At 63.8% G+C, this 15,497-nt stretch carries 15 protein-coding genes and 1 pseudogene; 2 read left to right on the top strand and 14 right to left on the bottom strand.

What is annotated here, in order from left to right; genetic code table 11:
• The 6 genes from NVV93_RS10305 to NVV93_RS10280 all read right to left on the bottom strand — a co-directional run bounded on the left by NVV93_RS10305 (window position 1) and on the right by NVV93_RS10280 (window position 5,731).
• Complete coding sequence (locus NVV93_RS10305; protein WP_258250581.1) at window positions 1-1,002, bottom strand: VWA domain-containing protein; 1,002 nt, start codon at window positions 1,000-1,002, stop codon at window positions 1-3.
• Window positions 989-1,492 carry a DUF4381 domain-containing protein gene (locus NVV93_RS10300; protein ID WP_258250580.1) on the bottom strand — a complete coding sequence of 168 codons (504 nt, stop codon included), beginning with the start codon at window positions 1,490-1,492 and terminating at the stop codon, window positions 989-991. Before NVV93_RS10300 ends, NVV93_RS10305 begins: the two co-directional genes overlap by 14 nt.
• Window positions 1,489-2,439 (bottom strand): DUF58 domain-containing protein, encoded by a 951-nt coding sequence (locus NVV93_RS10295; RefSeq protein WP_258250579.1) that lies wholly within the window; start codon window positions 2,437-2,439, stop codon window positions 1,489-1,491. The genes NVV93_RS10300 and NVV93_RS10295 overlap by 4 nt, the downstream gene beginning before the upstream one ends.
• A gap of 205 nt (window positions 2,440-2,644) precedes the next feature.
• The gene (locus tag NVV93_RS10290) at window positions 2,645-3,622 is read right to left on the bottom strand and encodes a MoxR family ATPase (RefSeq protein ID WP_258250578.1); all 978 of its coding nucleotides are present in this window, start codon (window positions 3,620-3,622) and stop codon (window positions 2,645-2,647) included.
• A 78-nt stretch (window positions 3,623-3,700) separates the two neighbouring features.
• A complete protein-coding gene (locus tag NVV93_RS10285) occupies window positions 3,701-4,708 on the bottom strand; it encodes a transporter (protein ID WP_258250577.1) in 1,008 nt (335 codons plus the stop codon).
• 243 nt (window positions 4,709-4,951) lie between these two features.
• Window positions 4,952-5,731, bottom strand: coding sequence for a hypothetical protein (locus NVV93_RS10280; RefSeq protein ID WP_258250576.1), 780 nt, complete (start codon window positions 5,729-5,731; stop codon window positions 4,952-4,954).
• Between the two features lie 276 nt (window positions 5,732-6,007).
• On the opposite strand from NVV93_RS10280, the pseudogene NVV93_RS10275 reads away from it, so the two are divergent.
• Window positions 6,008-6,223, top strand: a pseudogene (locus NVV93_RS10275) (hypothetical protein); the annotation flags it as partial.
• Between the two features lie 64 nt (window positions 6,224-6,287).
• Here the strand turns inward: NVV93_RS10275 and lpdA are convergent.
• From lpdA to NVV93_RS10255, 4 genes are read right to left on the bottom strand one after another with little or no spacing between them, the layout of a single operon-like run.
• Window positions 6,288-7,688 (bottom strand): dihydrolipoyl dehydrogenase, encoded by a 1,401-nt coding sequence (gene lpdA, locus NVV93_RS10270; protein WP_258250575.1) that lies wholly within the window; start codon window positions 7,686-7,688, stop codon window positions 6,288-6,290.
• Between the two features lie 6 nt (window positions 7,689-7,694).
• Window positions 7,695-8,978: a dihydrolipoamide acetyltransferase family protein gene (locus NVV93_RS10265; RefSeq protein ID WP_258250574.1), complete on the bottom strand. Its 1,284-nt coding sequence runs from the start codon at window positions 8,976-8,978 to the stop codon at window positions 7,695-7,697.
• On the bottom strand, window positions 8,979-10,031 hold the full coding sequence (locus NVV93_RS10260) for an alpha-ketoacid dehydrogenase subunit beta (RefSeq protein ID WP_258250573.1): 1,053 nt from the start codon (window positions 10,029-10,031) through the stop codon (window positions 8,979-8,981).
• Window positions 10,028-11,260 carry a 3-methyl-2-oxobutanoate dehydrogenase (2-methylpropanoyl-transferring) subunit alpha gene (locus NVV93_RS10255; protein WP_258250572.1) on the bottom strand — a complete coding sequence of 411 codons (1,233 nt, stop codon included), beginning with the start codon at window positions 11,258-11,260 and terminating at the stop codon, window positions 10,028-10,030. Before NVV93_RS10255 ends, NVV93_RS10260 begins: the two co-directional genes overlap by 4 nt.
• A gap of 302 nt (window positions 11,261-11,562) precedes the next feature.
• Between NVV93_RS10255 and NVV93_RS10250 the strand changes: the two genes are divergently transcribed.
• Window positions 11,563-12,024 carry an Lrp/AsnC family transcriptional regulator gene (locus tag NVV93_RS10250; RefSeq protein WP_258250571.1) on the top strand — a complete coding sequence of 154 codons (462 nt, stop codon included), beginning with the start codon at window positions 11,563-11,565 and terminating at the stop codon, window positions 12,022-12,024.
• Between the two features lie 115 nt (window positions 12,025-12,139).
• On the opposite strand, the gene NVV93_RS10245 is transcribed toward NVV93_RS10250, so the two are convergent.
• The 4 genes from NVV93_RS10245 to NVV93_RS10230 all read right to left on the bottom strand — a co-directional run bounded on the left by NVV93_RS10245 (window position 12,140) and on the right by NVV93_RS10230 (window position 15,448).
• Window positions 12,140-12,457, bottom strand: coding sequence for a hypothetical protein (locus NVV93_RS10245; RefSeq protein ID WP_258250570.1), 318 nt, complete (start codon window positions 12,455-12,457; stop codon window positions 12,140-12,142).
• 276 nt (window positions 12,458-12,733) lie between these two features.
• Entirely contained in the window at window positions 12,734-12,865 is a 132-nt protein-coding gene (locus tag NVV93_RS10240) for a GGDEF domain-containing protein (RefSeq protein WP_258250569.1), read from the bottom strand.
• A 440-nt stretch (window positions 12,866-13,305) separates the two neighbouring features.
• Window positions 13,306-14,094: an enoyl-CoA hydratase/isomerase family protein gene (locus tag NVV93_RS10235; protein WP_258250568.1), complete on the bottom strand. Its 789-nt coding sequence runs from the start codon at window positions 14,092-14,094 to the stop codon at window positions 13,306-13,308.
• 205 nt (window positions 14,095-14,299) lie between these two features.
• Window positions 14,300-15,448, bottom strand: coding sequence for an acyl-CoA dehydrogenase family protein (locus NVV93_RS10230; RefSeq protein WP_258250567.1), 1,149 nt, complete (start codon window positions 15,446-15,448; stop codon window positions 14,300-14,302).
• Window positions 15,449-15,497 lie beyond the last annotated feature (49 nt).

Below are 15,497 nucleotides of genomic sequence, written 5' to 3'. Positions count from 1 at the left end.
TCAGCCTTCCTGCGTCTGACGTGGACCGCCAGCGCTGGCCAGGTAGCCGCGCAGCGCAGCGAGCACTTGATACAGCGCCAATAGGCCGAGAGCCGCGCCGAGCGGCAGCCAGAACAGGTCGCGCTTGGGCTGGTGGCTGAACTTCTTCACCTCGTGCGGGGTGAGGCGGTCGAGGGTGGCGTACACCTGCTTGAGGGCGTCGCGGTCATCGGCGCGGAAAGACTGTCCGCCGGTGGTCTCGGCGATTCTCTTCAGTGCGCCGAGATCGACCTTGGCATCACCGGTGGCCTCGGGGTCGCCGATGCCGATGGTGTGCACCACGATGCCCTTGGCGGCCGCCATCTTCGCCGCATGGTCGGGCGGGATGGCGCTGCCGGTGTCGTTGCCATCGCTGAGCAGGATCAGCACCTTGTCTTTCTCCTTGGCGCTGTCGAGCATCTTGATGGTCAGGCCGATGGCGTCGCCGATGGCGGTGTTCGGCCCGGCCATGCCGATGCCGACTTCATCGAGCAGCAGGCTCAGGCTGGCGTGGTCGAGGGTCAGCGGCGCCTGCGGATAGGCGCCGGTGCCGAACACGATCAGGCCGAGGCGGTCATCCTTGCGCTGCTCGATGAAGCTCTGCACCACCTGTTTGACGGCGCTTAGACGATCCACGTGCTGGCCGTCGGCGTTGGTGTAGTCGGTGGCCTCCATCGACTGCGAGATGTCGATGGCGAGCATCAGGTCGCGTACCGGCTGAGTGCGCTCGATGGGCTTCTCCACCAGCACCGGGCGGGCGCAGGCGAGCACCAGCAGAACCCAGACCAGCAGGTTGAGTAGCAACTGCCAGGTGCTGCCGAGCACGCCGGAACGATTCGGCGTCTGGCCGATGGCGCGGCTCATGGCACTGAAGAACGGCACACGCACGGCACTGCGAGCCTCGCGGTACTCGGCCAGGTAGCGGTAACCGAGCAGCGGCAGCGGCAGCAACAGCAGCAGCCAGGGGTAATCAAATTGCCACATGGTGGTTCTCTATCCAGTGCCGGCTGTTGGTCAGCAACGCCTGCTGTGCGGCGGCGGGGAGGGCGCGCAACTGCGCCTCCGGGGCGTAGGCGAGGGCGGCCAGTTGCTGGCCGAAGGTCGGCGGCAGTGGTTGTGCGCAGGTCTTGTCCAGAAAGGCTTGCCAGTTGGCGCCGCTCAGGGTGGCCACGTCTGGCTTTTCCGGCATCGACAGCGCGACGCGCTTGAGCAGTTCCGGCAGCTCGCGCAGGGCCGGCAAGCGCTGGACGTCATCAGCTAGCGCCTGCTCCAGCTCGTTCAGGCGGGCGAGAGCGTCGCGGCGATAGCGGTCGCGATTCCAGCGTCGCCAACGCAGCGCGCCCCAAATGGCCAGGCCAGTCAGCAGCAGAATCAGCAACAGCAGCCAGCCCCAGGTTTGCGGGAAGTAGCTGACCACCGGCGCCGGCAGCGGCAGTTCCTTGAGTTGGTCGAGACTCGGCGGGTTCGCAGTCATCGTGGCGCTCCCGTCAGTCGGCCCATTTCCCGGCGCATCTGTTCCAGCGCGTCTTCGCCGGTGCTGAACATCATCAGCGGCACCTGGCTGCGGCGTAGCAGGGTGGCGACGTCCTTCAAACGGCCGGTGAGGAATTCGCCCAGCGGTTGGTGCACCTGACGCCGCTCGACCTCCAGCTCGACCTGCAGCTCGCCCTGGGTGACCATCACCCGGCCGCTGGCCGGCAGCTTAAGGGCCAGCGGGTCATAGACCTGCATGGCGATCACGTTGTTATGCGCGGACAACTCGCGCAGCAGCTGCAGGGTGCGTGGGCCAGCGCCGGCGAAGTCGCTGACGATGCAGATCAGGTGGTCGTGGCCGGCCATGCTCAGGCAATGCTGCAGGACCTTGTCGAGCTGGTCTGCGTTTTCAGCGTCCGGGAGTGTCGCGGAAAGCGCCTGATTTTGCCGAACGATGGCTGCGCACAGCGCTTCCACCCGGCTGCGGCTGCGGATCGGGCTGATGCGCTCGATGCGGCTGTCGTTGAACACCAGGCCGCCGACCCGGTCGCCGGCGTGGAAGGTCATCCAGGCGGCGAGGGCGCCCAGCTCGGCGGCGGTGGCGGATTTGAAGCTGCGCTGCGAGCCGAAGAACATGCTCATGCGCTGGTCCACCAGAATCAGCGCCGGCCGGTCGCGCTCCTCGGTGAAGGTCCGCACGAAAGGTTTGCCATAGCGCAGCGAGGTACGCCAGTCGAGGTGGCGGAGGTCGTCGCCGGGCTGATAGCGGCGCAGCTCGTCGAAGTTCAGCCCGCGCCCACGCAGACGCGAGGCATGGTTGCCGGCGAGGATGCTCGACAGCGGCTGGCGGGCGAGGAAGCTCAGGCCGCGGACGCGATGTTCCAAGGCCATTAACTGCGCCAGGGAGACATAGACGAAACCATCCGGGCCCGGTGATTGTTGTTGCATAACGCTTCCCTTGCTTGCGGGTATTCAGAGCCCTGTCACGATTCTTTTCTGCGGCATCGAACAGGCAAAAAAGTGCGTGATTCCGCGCATCTGTCCCCTCTCCCGTTTACGGGAGAGGGCTAGGGAGAGGGCATCATCACGAACCTCCCCCAGCCCCTCTCCCACAAGTGGGAGAGGGGAGCCTTCTGCGATCGTTAACAGTTTCTCAGGCCGGAATGGCCACCTTGTCCAGCAGGCGATCGAGTACCTGGTCGGCGCTGACGCCGTCGGCTACGGCGTCATAGGACAGCAGCAGGCGATGGCGCAGCACCGGATGCACCACGGCGCGCACATCGTCAGGCGACACGAAGTCATTGCCAGCCAACCAAGCATGCGCACGGGCGCTGCGGTCCAGGCCGATGCCGCCACGCGGGCTGGCGCCGATGTGGATCCAGCGCGCGAGGTCGGCGTCATAGTCGGACGGCTTGCGGGTGGCGTTGATCAGATCGATCAGGTAGCGGTCGATGGCTTCCGACACATGCACGGCGCTGACTTCCTTGCGTGCGGCGAAGATCGCCTCCTGCGCCAGCCTGGCCTCTACAGCTGGCGCGCCTTGCTGGGCGGCTTGCTCCTCTTCGCGCAACAGGCGCAGCACCTGGGTCTCGTCGTCCGGCTTGGGATAGTCCAGCAGCACCTTCATCAGGAACCGGTCCATCTGCGCCTCGGGCAACGGATAGGTGCCTTCCTGCTCGATGGGATTCTGGGTGGCCAGGACCATGAACAGCCCCGGCATCGGGTGGCTGGTGCCGGCGACGGTGATCTGCCGCTCTTCCATGGCTTCCAGCAAGGCGGCCTGCACCTTGGCCGGGGCCCGATTGATCTCGTCGGCGAGGATCACGTTGCCAAACAACGGGCCGGGCTGGAACTTGATCTCGTTGTGGCCCTCGCTCTGCTGGAGGATTTCCGCGCCGGTGATGTCCGACGGCAGCAGATCGGGGGTGAACTGGATGCGGCTCATCTTCGCGTCCAGATGCTTGGCCAGCGCTTTGACCGTGCGGGTCTTGGCCAGGCCCGGCAGGCTTTCCAGCAGCAGATGGCCGTTGGCGAGCAGGCCCAGCAGCACTTGGCGAATGACCTCATCCTGACCAAGCACGGCCTGGGCAATGCTGGAGTGCAGGCTGAGGATGTCGTTACGTACGCTCATGGTTTTTCCTTGTGACACGAACATTGGCGCCGCGGAATGCACTGGCCGCGGCGTCTGCAAAAGGGGCGAGGTGCTTCCCTATTCGTACTTGCCGAGGGGAATGACGAGGCTCACCCAGGTGTTCCAGCCCTCCGCGCGATTGCGCGCATCAAACTCGTAGTAGCCTTTGAGATTGACGTACCAGAGCTCCTGCCCGATAGCAAAGAAATGCCCGGCCTGCGGCCCCACGGCCCTGACCCGCGATTTGAAGTCGCCGAGCACGGCGCCGCTACCGTCATCACCGGTCACCTGCTCGTAGAAGTAGCCAACCAATCCAAAGTGAGTTTGCGGTGAGATAAAGCGCGAGGCGCTCCAGTCGAGGTGGGCGTCGAGACCATTTTGGTAGTCGGTATCAGAGTTTTCCCAGTTGTAGGTCATGCCCGTCACTACAGAGAACTCGTTCACCTTGTCGTAGTAGGTGTAGCCGCCGCCGACATCCATTGCCGCGTGGCCCAGTCCGAGGTTGACCAGCCGGTCAGGGTCGTAGGCACCAACCGGCAGGCTGCCCATGGTGTAAACCATGAAGTTGTGTACGTCCTTGTGCTCCCACTTCAACGTGGCCATTCCGTAGATATCGCTGCCGCCTTTCAGGCTGTCGCTGACCCCTGTGGAAATTGTATTGCCGCGTGGGCCAGTGAGCGTGGCATCGACATCAACTGCCATGCGCCCCACGGCGGCTAGGGCCGTAACTGCCGCCTGGCCGCCCAGCAGCGGTTCGCCGAAGGTATAGGTTGGGCCCGCAAACAATAAGTCGGCTTCCGCGTCCACACCTGCTGCGACGCGGCCACGTCCACCGCGCGGTATTTGCTTGCTTGCGCTCAAGTCGGCGCTGGTGTGGTAATAGATCAGCGGCAGGCTCCAGCCAGGCTGGACTTGCACGGCCGCCATTGCGCTGAACTGGCCCGGCAGCCAAAAGCTAACACCGCCTTCGTCTGCCAAAGCGCTAGGCACTGCCGCTGCTAGCGCCACGCCCGCGAACAGGGCCGCTGCGGCATGGCGGCCGGCGTGAGGCCAGATGAGTAACTTGTGCTTTAACGACTGTTCCATCGTGACGTGCTCCGGTATCCAGATACGGTTGTCCGTACTCATTATGGTCTTGTTGTCAGGTTCAGATCCGGGACGGCCAGTACCATGGCAACTACAGCAATGTCTTAATGCTCATACTCAAGCTCTTTGAGTGCCTATAAATTGCTTCCGTGGCGATCATGGGCAAACTCTCTTTTAGCCAGGTCTTGCAGCAGTTCGTGTCACTCGTAACCAATGCCCTGGCCGGCGGCAACTCGATCAACATTATTTACCAAGGGTGATATTAACGCCGGCAAACACCGTGAACTGCGGCAGGCCGGCGCCTTGGTGGTCCACTGTCCATTGTGGCTCGATAAAGGCGTTATAGATGTTGTGGCCGATCTTCGTGGCCTTGCCGACACCCAGGCCGAGCGGGATGTAATGGGTGTCGTTCTTCAAATCGAAGGTCCAGGTGCCGGTGGAGCGCAGATACCAGCCCTTGGGCAGGTTATGAATGAGGAAGGGCTGGAAGGTTGCGGTTTCTACGTGGGCCCGGTCGTTGTCACCAGCGAACGAGCTCTGGTATTGCACTAGCGCGCCGAGGAGTCCCCGTGGCGAAGAGTCAATTGCGACAGCCGCCAAGCCAGCCTGCCACTTGCCTGTACCCAGCTCATCTTCAGCGGCAGTTGGTGCGGTGATTTGTGGGCCGATGCCGAGCTGCACACCTTCGGTTTTCAGCAAAAAAATGTCGAATAGATTGAGATCCCCAATACCGGTGCTGTAGCCACCGGAGGGATCGGGCCGAGTACTGATTGGTAGCGTGGCGCGGAGCAGCTGGGGAACGCCGATAAAATCGCTTGGCGCGATCGGCAAGGTGCCCCGCAGGAGGAAATCATTGGTGTGCGCGTTGGAGTCGTAGAGTTCAGGAGTGTAGTAGTCCTGGAAATTCAAACCCGGCGACAGGTTTAGAGGGTTATTGCTCTTGTTGGCAATGTCAGCGTTATCGGCCTGTACCACGCCGGTGGAAACCATTGCTGCGACGAGCAGCAAACGCTCGATACCCATAATCAATCCCTCGAACATGACGAAATGTTAGCGAAATCGCTGGGCAGCTCGTGTCCATTCCCAGCTATGTATTCGACCTATTGTGGCGTCATCTTCCTACGATTCTAAAGTCATTCCGCGATTAACAATAGGATCGTTATTCCTATCTTATTAATACGGGTTGCACGATCAAACGATGAGCAACCATGCAGTGTGCCCGCTTTTACGTGCGCTTAAGAAGCGTAACTACCTGATATATATCAAAATAACATCACAGGGCGGCGCAATGTCTGCTTGATTGCCAAGGAGATAGCGCGCAAAGCGCTCAACCAGCAACTCAAGGATCGGACCGCTGGCGCTCTGTATTTCCACGATCGGAGCATGTCACCCGACTGGGCCAGGGAATGCATCAAGACCGCCGAGACCAGCAAATTTCTCTTCTATAAAAGGTGCCGCGCGCTAGTCCGTCAATCTGTCGACCGCCGATCGTTGTCCCCGAACGCTCATGCCTGAGAGCAGTGAACACTCGGCAATGCGCTCCGACGCAGTCAGGGCGCGTTCTCCGCTGGCTCTGATCTCAGATATGCAGGGCATGCCCCAGCGCCCGCAGCGCCGTTTCCTGCACCGCCTCGCCGAGGGTCGGGTGGGCGTGGATGGTGCCGGCGATGTCTTCCAGGCAGGCGCCCATCTCCAGCGACTGGACGAACGCCGTGGACAGTTCCGACACCGCCTTGCCCACCGCCTGCCAGCCGAGGATCAGGTGATTGTCGCGACGTGCCACCACCCGCACGAAACCGTCGCTGGACTCCAGGGTCATCGCCCGGCCGTTGGCGGCGAACGGGAAGCTCGCCACCAGGCAGTCGAGACCGGCGGCCTTGGCCTGTTCCGGCGACTGGCCGACCACCACCACTTCCGGATCGGTGAAGCACACCGCCGGGATTGCCGTGGGGGCGAACTCGCGACGTTTGCCGGCGATCAGCTCGGCGACCATCTCGCCCTGGGCCATGGCCCGGTGCGCCAGCATCGGTTCGCCGGCCAGGTCGCCGATCGCCCAGACGTTGCGCATCGAGGTGCGGCACTGCTCGTCGATCTTCACGGCGCGGCCGTGCATGTCCAGGTGCAGGGCTTCCAGGTTCCAGCCGCTGGCGTTGGGGTGGCGGCCGACGGCGATCAGCACCTGGTCGGTCTCGATCACCCGCTGCGCGCCCTGATCGTCGCGCACGCGCAGGCCGTGGCCGCCCGGTTCCAGGCCCATCACGCTGTGGCCGAGGTAGAGTTCGACCCCTAGCTTGCGCAGGGCGGAGGCGACCGGTTTTGTCAGCTCCTCGTCGTAGCTGGGCAGGATGCGCGGCTGGGCTTCAACCACTGTCACCTCGACGCCCAGCTTGCGATAGGCGGTGCCCAGCTCCAGGCCGATGTAGCCGCCACCGACCACCGCCAGACGCTTGGGCAGTGCCCGGGGCGCCAGCGCTTCGGTGGACGAGATGACGTTGCCGCCGATCGGCAGGAAGGGCAGTTCCACCGACTTCGAGCCGGTGGCCAGCAGCATGTGCTCGCAGTGGATCTGCTGCGTGCCGCCCGCGGCGAGATCGACTTCCACCGTCTTGCCGTCGACGATCTTCGCCCAGCCCTCCACCACGCTGACGCCATGCTTCTTCAGCAACGCGGCGACTCCGGTGGTCAGGCGGTCGACGATGCCGTCCTTCCATTCCACGGTGCGCTGGATGTCGATGCTCGGCGCTTGCACGCTGATGCCCAGAGCTGAGTTGCCGGCGAACTCGCGGGCCTTGAGGTATTCCTCGGCGGCGTGGATCAGCGCCTTGGACGGGATGCAGCCGATGTTCAGGCAGGTGCCGCCGAGGGCGGCGCCTTCCACCAGCACGGTACGAATGCCGAGCTGGCCGGCGCGGATGGCGGCGACGTAGCCGCCGGGGCCGCCGCCGACGATCAGCAGCGTGGTTTCAGTGACGTGAGCCATCGACGCTTACTCCAGGAACAGGGTGGCAGGGTGTTCGAGCAGGCCGCGCACGGCCTGGATGAAGGCTGCCGCATCCATGCCGTCAACCACCCGGTGATCGAAGGACGAGGACAGGTTCATCATCTTGCGCACCACGATCTGGCCATTGACCACCATCGGCCGTTCGACCATGCGGTTGACCCCGACAATCGCCACTTCCGGATGGTTGATCACCGGCGTACTGGCGATACCGCCCAAGGCACCGAGGCTGCTCAGGGTGATGGTTGAGCCGGACAGTTCCTCGCGGCTGGCCTTGCCACTGCGCGCGGCTTCCGCCAGACGTGCCACTTCCGCGGAGTTGCCCCACAGGTCGCGGGATTCGGCGTTGCGCAGCACCGGCACCATAAGGCCGCTGTCGCTCTGGGTGGCGACGCCGAGGTGCACCGCGCCGTAGCGGGTGACCACGTCGGCCTCGTCGTCGTAGCGGGCGTTGAGCTGCGGAAACTCGCGCAGGGCGACCACCATCGCGCGGGCGATGAAGGGCAGCAGGGTCAGCTTGCCGCGTGCTGCGCCGTACTTGGCGTTGAGGTGCTGGCGTAGGGCTTCGAGGTCGGTGACGTCGATTTCCTCGACATAGCTGAAGTGCGGAATGCGCCGCTTGGCCTCGGCCATCTTCTGCGCAATCCTGCGGCGCAGACCGATCACCGGGATCTTCTGCTCGTCGTGGCGCGCGGCGTAGCCGGAGGCCACGGTGGCGCCGCCGTGGGTCAGGTAGAGCTCCAGGTCGTCGGGGAGGATGCGCCCGGCGGGGCCGCTGCCCTGCACGAACTGCAGCTCGACGCCCAGGTCGCGGGCGCGCTGGCGGATCGCCGGGGAGGCCAGCGGCTTTTCCCCCGGCGCACGGCGCGGGACCGGCGTCGGAGCAGGGCGAGCTGCCGGGGCGACCGGCTTGGGCTCGACGCGCGGCTCGGGCTTCGCGGGTTGCGGGGCCGCTGCGGTGTTGGCTTCCGGTCTGGCCGGCGCTGCCTCCTGGGTCTTCGGCTGAGCGGCTTCTTTAAGGTTGCCGTGGCCTTCTACTTCCAGGCGGATCAGTTCGCCGCCCACGGCCAGCACCTGGCCCGGCGCCCCGCCCAGGGCGAGGATCTTGCCGGCCACCGGCGAGGGGATTTCCACCGTGGCCTTGTCGGTCATGACTTCGGCCAGCACCTGGTCCTCATGCACCTCGTCGCCGACCTGTACATGCCACTCCACCAGCTCGACTTCGGCGATGCCTTCGCCGATATCCGGCATCTTGATGACGTGAATGCCCATTCAGACCTCCATGGCACGCTTGAAGGCGGCGCCAACCCGCGCCGGCCCGGGGAAGTAGTCCCATTCCTGGGCGTGCGGGTAGGGGGTGTCCCAGCCGGTCACACGCGCGATGGGCGATTCGAGGTGGTGGAAGCAGTTCTCCTGAACCAGCGACATCAGCTCGGCGCCATAGCCGCAGGTGCGGGTGGCCTCGTGGACGATGACGCAGCGGCCGGTCTTCTTCACCGACTCGACGATGGTATCCAGGTCCAGCGGCCAGAGACTGCGCAGATCGATGATCTCGGCGTCGATGCCGGTCTCCTCGGCCGCGGTCTGCGCCACGTAGACGGTGGTGCCGTAGGTCAGCACGGTGAGCTCCGCGCCGGGGCGGGCGATGACCGCCTTGTCCAGCGGCACGCTGTAGTAGCCCTCCGGCACCTGGCTGGCCGGGTGCTTGGACCAGGGCGTTACCGGGCGGTCGTGGTGACCGTCGAACGGGCCGTTGTACAGGCGCTTGGGCTCCAGGAAGATCACCGGGTCGTCGTTCTCGATGCAGGCGATCAACAGGCCCTTGGCGTCGTAGGGGTTGGACGGCATCACCGTGCGCAGGCCGCAGACCTGGGTGAACATCGCCTCCGGACTCTGGCTGTGCGTCTGGCCGCCGTAGATGCCGCCGCCGCAGGGCATGCGCACCACCATCGGCACGATGAAATCGCTCACCGAGCGGTAGCGGATGCGCGCCGCCTCGGACACCAGTTGGTCGGTGGCCGGGTAGACGTAGTCGGCGAACTGGATCTCCACCACCGGCCGCAGGCCGTAGGCGCCCATGCCGACGGCGGCGCCGATGATGCCGCTCTCCGAGATCGGCGCGTCGAACACCCGCGAGCTGCCGTACTTCTTCTGCAGGCCCTCGGTGCAGCGGAACACGCCGCCGAAGTAGCCGACGTCCTGGCCGAATACCACGACGTTGTCGTCGCGTTCGAGCATCACATCCATCGCCGAGCGCAGCGCCTGGATCATGGTCATGCTGGTTACTGCCTGGGCGTTTTCCGTTTGCGGGTTCATGGCATTCATACCCCGAGCTCCTGGCGCTGCCGACGCAGGTGTTCCGGCAGGTCCTTGTAGACGTCTTCGAACATGCTGGCGGCGCTGAAGACGTGGCCGTCCACCAGCGAGCCGTGGCTTTCGGCTTCCTTCTGCGCGGCGATCACTTCGGCTTCCAGTTCCTTGTGCAGCGCGTCGTGTTGCTCGTCCGACCAGATGCCGAGAGCGACCATGTGCTGCTTGAGGCGGGCGATCGGGTCGCCGAGCGGGAAGTTGGTGTAATCGTCGGCCGGGCGGTACTTCGACGGGTCGTCGGACGTGGAGTGCGGGCCGGCGCGGTAGGTGACCCACTCGATCAGGCTCGGGCCGAGGTTGCGCCGCGCGCGTTCGGCGGCCCACTGCGAGGCGGCGTAGACGGCGAGGAAATCGTTGCCGTCGACGCGCAGCGAGGCGATCCCGCAACCCACGCCACGGTTGGCGAAGGTGGTGCCTTCACCGCCTGCGATGGCCTGGAAGGTGGAGATCGCCCACTGGTTGTTGACCACGTTGAGGATCACTGGCGCGCGGTAGACGTGGGCGAAGGTGAGGGCGGTGTGGAAGTCCGCTTCGGCGGTGGCGCCGTCGCCGATCCAGGCCGAGGCGATCTTGGTATCGCCCTTGATCGCCGAGGCCATGCCCCAGCCTACCGCCTGGATGAACTGGGTGGCGAGGTTGCCGGAAATCGAGAAGAAGCCGTATTCGCGGCTGGAGTACATGATCGGCAGCTGGCGGCCCTTGAGCGGGTCGGCCTCGTTGGATAGGAGCTGGCAGATCATGTCCTTCAGCGGGTAGTTCCGCGTGATCAGGATGCCTTGCTGGCGATAGGTCGGGAAGCACATGTCGCCGTCCTTCAGCGCCATGGTGTGGGCGGTGGCGATGGCTTCCTCGCCCAGGCACTGCATGTAGAAGGACATTTTCTTCTGCCGCTGTGCGGTGGTCATGCGCGCGTCGAAGATGCGCGTCTTGAGCATGGCGCGCAGGCCGGTTTCCAGCTGCTCGTGGCTGAGTTCCGGGTTCCAGTCACCGAGTGCCTGGCCGTCATCGTCGAGCACGCGCACTAGGCTGTAGGCGAGGTCGCTGGTCTGCGCCGGCTCCACGTCGATGGCCGGTTTGCGCGCTTCGCCGGCGGCGGACAGGTGCAGGTAGGAGAAATCGGTCTTGCAGCCGGGACGGCCGGTGGGTTCCGGGACGTGCAAGCGCAATGGTTGGTAATCATTCATGGCTTTGCCTCCGGCCTTCGCGGCCCAAGGAATGGATCGGAAAGGGCTCAGCGAACGGGCGCGGCGGAGAACGAGCTGGGCGAGTGCAGCCCGGGCTGGGCGGAGGCGAATAAACGGCGCGCGCGGGAGCGGCGGGGGAGCTGGGTGTGCGTGACGTCACTCATGGTGAGGTCCTCGTCATTTGTTCTTGTGAATTGAGTATATGCCTCGGTAGTTGGTTTTTTGCTCCAAATTGACTCGCTTAAACGGTCACGATTAGTATGTTTGAACTAACAAAACCATAAACGGTAGAACAGCGAACCATGGCCGAACTCGACCGCATCGACCTCAAGATTCTCCGCGCCCTGGCCGAGGATGGCCGCCTGAGCTGGCGCGACCTGGCCCTCAAGGTGGGGCTGTCGCTGACCCCGACGCTGCGTCGGGTACGCCGCCTGGAAGAGGAGCACTACATCCAAGGCTATTTTGCGCGTCTGGACGAAGAGCGCCTGTCTGGAGGGATGAGCGTGTTCGTCTCCGTCTCCTTAGAAAAGCAGACCGGCGACTACCTCGCCCGGTTCGAAGAACGCATCGTCGAGGCGCCGCAAGTGATGAGCTGCTTCCAGATGACCGGCGATGCCGACTACATGCTGCGCGTGGTGGTCAAGGACCTCGCAGCGTACCAAGCCTTCCTCACCAATACGCTGACCTGCATTCCCGGGGTCGCCGGAATCAAGTCGGCGTTCGCCCTGAAGTCGGTGATGCTGCGCTCGGCGCCGCCGATCTGAACGTTCGCCGGCAAGGCAGGACGGCGGTTTTTCTGGGTGACTCACTGCGCTTGCCCTTCGGGCTGAAAGCGGTCACCCGCGATCTTTGCCGCCCATTGGTGGACAAGCTGGGGGCTCAGGCGCTGTGCTGCGGGAGCTTGATCGACTGGTCGCGTTCGGGTGTGTCTTCGGCCTGGGTGTCCGGCACATCGTCACCCTCCGTCGGGTTGCCGTCTAGCCATTGCTCGGTGGATTTCTGCGCCTGGTCGATTTGTTTGTTGAGTTCCTTGGCCGTTTCGTTCAGCGCGTTGCGGGCAGTCTGTTCGACTTCCAGTTGGGCTTTCTCGGCGAGTTTCTGGGCGGCGTTTTCGGCGGCTTCGCAGCCGGCCAGCAGAGCCAGAGCAGCGATGCAGACGACCCGCAGCGAGCGAGCAGTGAGTGGGGAAAAGGACATGGTGACTTGCTCCATAGAGATGGCACGGCGTGACCGTGACGAAAAGGGGGGCGATGGTACGGTATGGCGTTGGACAACAGGTGAGACAACTAGGCCTCCTCGCTGCGGTATCAGTTAGCAGGCCGGGGCTGAGGATTATCAGGCCTCCGGGCCGCTCAACACAGGGGGAGGCACAGGGCTCTCCGGTAGATAAATTCGCGCCGACCTTACCGGCTTCACCACAGAGTGCCTAGCGCTCCGACGGTAGACGCAGGCCCGGTTGCGCTGCTGTTTGGCCTAGTACATGGCGCTGTCGGTCGCCTTGATCAAGGCTTCCGGGCTGTCGGCGCCCTCGGGGTAGTGGGCGATGCAGATACTCAGGGTTACAAAGTTGATCGGTGCACCGCTCAGTTCGATCAGCGTCGCCATCTCTCGAGCCGGCGGGCAGCATGATGAATTCGGCGCCGCCGATCTGAATCAGCAGGTTTCGTTCCTGTATCTGATCGACAGCGGCTACAGCATCACGCCGCGGAACCAGGCCTGCGAATCTATGCTGCGCTGTATTTAGATGCCTGAGGGAGCGTATTCACCCATCATCGTGGCATGTCGCTAGATGATGTTTTACGCGACATCCGCCGAATGCTTGGTCGGAATCCTGATTTGGATGAGAACCCAGCGCTAGAGCAGCTACGCGTAAATCAGGAACGTGTGAGTAGGTCCTTGCGAATCTCGCTGACAACCACGATGGCCGCATCAATTTCCGGATCAGCTCAGTGATCAAGGAAGAGTTCGAGCGGTTGTCGGCACCACTCGCTGTATTGTGCTGAGCAAAATTGGAGTGGGTTTCAGGCCAAGTGGGTGCTTCTTTCTTAGCGGCCGCTGAAGCAAGGCGGACGCTTGTCGATGAATGCCTGCACGCCCTCCCGAGCATCCTCGCTCTGCGTGCTGGCCAGCAGGCCGGCGCTCTCCACGTCCAGATGGGTCGCCACATCGCGACTGTTGGCTTCGTCGCACAGTCGCTTGATCCGCGCGAAAGCCTGCGTGGCGCCGGCGGCCAGGGTATGCGCGAGTGTTTCGGCTGCATGGGTCAGTTTGTCCGGCGTATGCAGTTCGTCGAACAGGCCCATGGCCAGGCACTGCTCGGCCTCGAACATTTCGTTGAGGATGAACAGACGTTTGGCCTTGGCCGCGCCGATGCGCTGGGTGGCGTAATAGGAGGCGCCGATGTCCGGGGTCAAGCCAATGGCCGAGTAGCCGCCACGTACCCGTGCGGTGTTGCTGGCCAGGACGAAATCGGCGCAGCAGGCCAGGGCGATACCGGCGCCGCCGACCCCGCCGTGGACGACGCTGATTACCGGAGCCGGTAGGGCGGCGAGTTTTTTCATCGCCGGATTGAGCAGCACCAGCATGGCACCGATGTGCGCCGACAGACGCTCGCGGTTCTCGACGAGCTCGGCGATGTCGCCGCCCGCACAGAAGCGCGGGCCGCGGGCGCTCAGCACCACCACGCGCGGTTTGGCGCGCACGAGTTGTTCGACAGCCTCGGCAAACGCCGCGCTGAAGGCCAAGCTGATGGCATTGCCCTGCGCCGGGCGGTTGAGAGTGAGGCGACCGATGCCGCCTTCGACGCTGTACAGAACCGGGGATTCGGAATTCAAGATGGCTGCTCCTGGTGTGTCTCTCCCATTCCTGGGAGAGGGTCGAACTCGGCTTATTGATCCGGCCCTTTGATGTCTTGATTGGCCGCAGGCCGTAACCCACCGACCGGCCACAGGGATGTCTGCCGACATCCATGGTGGGTTACGCCGCTACGCGGCTAACCCGCCCTACGACTGAAAGTTCAAACCTCAGCAGGCCTGATCATTAGAACGAGCGGGCGATGATCTCTTTCATGATCTCGCTGGTGCCGGCGTAGATGCGCTGCACGCGGGCGTCGGCATACATGCGGGCGATCGGGTACTCCATCATGTAGCCGTAGCCGCCGAACAGCTGTAAGCACTCGTCGATAACCTTGCCCTGGGTCTCGGTCATCCACAGCTTGGCCTTCGACGCGGTTACCGGGTCCATGCTGCCGTCGAGCATGCGCTGGATGCAGTTGTCGATGAACACGCGGGCGAGAGTCGCTTGGGTATCGCATTCGGCCAGCTTGAAGCGGGTGTTTTGCATATCCAGCAGTGGCTTGCCGAAGGCCTTGCGCTCGCGGGTGTATTCCAAGGTCAGGCGCACCGCGCGTTCGATCGAGGCGGCGGAGCCTACGGAGCAGCCGACACGTTCATAGGCCAGGTCGGACATCAACTGGCGCATGCCCTGGCCTTCCACGCCACCGAGCAGGTTGGCCGCCGGCACGCGTACGTCCTGGAAGGCCAGTTCGGAGGTGTCGGCGTTGTGCTGGCCGAGCTTTTCCAGTACCCGGCCGACACTGAAACCGGCGCAATCCTTGGTTTCCACGATGATCAGCGACATACCCTTGCTGCCGGCATTCGGCTCGGTTTTGGTCACCACCACCACCAGGTCGGCCATCGAACCGTTGGAAATGAACGTCTTCGCGCCGTTGATCACGTACTGGTCGCCTTCGCGTACGGCGCGGGTGCGGATGCCCTGCAGGTCGGAGCCGGTACCTGGCTCGGTCATGGCGATGGAACCGATCATCTCGCCCGAGGCCATCTTCGGCAGGTACTTGTGCTTCTGCTCCTCGGTGCCGTGATTGAGGATGTAGTGGGAAACGATGTGGTGCACCTGCACGCCGAAGCCCCAGTCACCCACCGCCGCCTGCTCCTCGAAGAACACCGCGAGGTGGGCGAAGTTGCCGCCGCTACCGCCGTACTCCTCCGGCATGTCCAGGGCCAGCAGGCCGAGTTCGCCGGCCTTGTACCAGAGCTCGCGGTCGACGTGGTGCTGCTTGTACCAGCGTTCCTGGTGCGGCACGACTTCCTCGGCGAAGAAGCGCCGCACGTTATCGCGGACGACTTCCAGCTCGGGATTCATCCAGGGGGAGGTGTAGGTTTGGCTCATTGCGGTATCTCCTGACTTGCGTTGCGTGCTGGATGCAATCCGGGAGCGG

The sequence above is a fragment of the Pseudomonas sp. LS44 genome, from assembly GCF_024730785.1.
In the GTDB taxonomy this organism is placed as follows: domain Bacteria; phylum Pseudomonadota; class Gammaproteobacteria; order Pseudomonadales; family Pseudomonadaceae; genus Aquipseudomonas.
The sequence above is the reverse complement of the archived record's forward strand: the minus strand, read 5'-3'. Positions and strand labels throughout refer to the sequence as shown.